General features: G+C 29.3%; 2 protein-coding genes. Both read right to left on the bottom strand.

Going from position 1 to position 1301, the window contains the following annotated elements; all coding sequences use genetic code 11:
- On the bottom strand, positions 1-327 hold a 327-nt coding region (locus EQ827_RS08735), incomplete at its 3' end, for a hypothetical protein (protein ID WP_219912693.1).
- A gap of 3 nt (positions 328-330) precedes the next feature.
- The gene (locus tag EQ827_RS08730) at positions 331-1269 is read right to left on the bottom strand and encodes an ABC transporter ATP-binding protein (protein WP_181190590.1); all 939 of its coding nucleotides are present in this window, start codon (positions 1267-1269) and stop codon (positions 331-333) included.
- Positions 1270-1301 lie beyond the last annotated feature (32 nt).

Here is a 1301-nt window from a genome sequence, read left to right as displayed (position 1 = left end):
TGGTAAAGTCATAAAAAAACCACTGGTTAGTTTTGTAGCTAAAAAAACAGTCTTAGAAATTGGTAAATTTGCATAATAAGAAAATTCACCGTTTTCTTTAGATGCAGATATATTTATTGCATATGTGTTCATTCCCATTAGAATTATTGGAAATACCATTGCACCGGTAGTCACTTTTTCTGCATATAATGTGGTTGTTTGTGGAACAATAAAGCTTATGAAGCTTAATGCGATTATTGGAAAAAGAGAAACCATTATAACTGACCAAATCCAAGAATCTTTCCAAGAGCTAATTTCTATACCCATTAAAAGTTTAAATTGCTTCATTAATTAAGCCTTCTCTCTAAAAAAATCGAATGAATCGTTTAAAGTAGGAGCTGAAACTGTATACTCCTCAAAATCCAAATTTGAAGCTTGATTAATTATTTCATCCAAGGTTTTCAATAGATCTCTTTTTTCTATTGATATCTGGAGCCTATTTTCTTTCAACATCTCAAAGCCATATCCTAATTGATTCAATTTATTTTGAGTAATTGAAATATTCCTTGAATTTAACTTCAAAATCAATTTATACTTATTTTGAGAAATATTTTTAAAATAGCTTGGTTCACCAGTAGCAATAACTCGGCCTTTTGAAAATAATACTGCCTCATCAATATATTTTTCGCTTTCATTAACATCATGCGTTACAACAATTATAGTTACAGAATTTCTTTTATTAATTTCTTTTATACTGTTCCAAACTAATTTTCTTTTTTCTGGATCTAGTTCATTCGTTGGCTCATCTAAAATTAGTACATTATAATTACCAACTATTGCTGTTGCAAATCCAACTATTCGTCTCTGACCGCCAGATAATGATGAAAGATTCTTGTTCTTAAAGTCTGTAAGATCTAATTTTTGCATCCACTCATTAACTTGTTCTTGTGCATCTATTTTATTTTTTCCTCTTAACATTGCAGTTGTCAAAAGTATCTTGTGTACAGTCATGAATCCAAGTGGTAATGGTGCTTGAGTAGAATAAGAAATTGTTTGCCTAATCTTATCTGGTTGTTTTTCCACTTCAACTCCTTGAAATAAAATTTCTCCTCGTTCTACTTTTCTATAACCAATCATTGCTTCTACCAAAGTAGATTTACCAGCACCATTTTCTCCAAAAAAACCTATAACTTTTCCAGATGGTATATCTAAGTTAATATCTTCATTTGAAAATTGAGTATTTTTTTTATATTTCTGAAAAACATGATTTATTTTATATATCGAATCCATATTTTACATCTCCTATGTGTACCAAAATAGTA

This window comes from Bombilactobacillus bombi (genome assembly GCF_013607485.1).
Lineage (GTDB): Bacteria > Bacillota > Bacilli > Lactobacillales > Lactobacillaceae > Bombilactobacillus > Bombilactobacillus bombi_A.
This window is presented reverse-complemented; position numbering and strand designations above follow the sequence as displayed.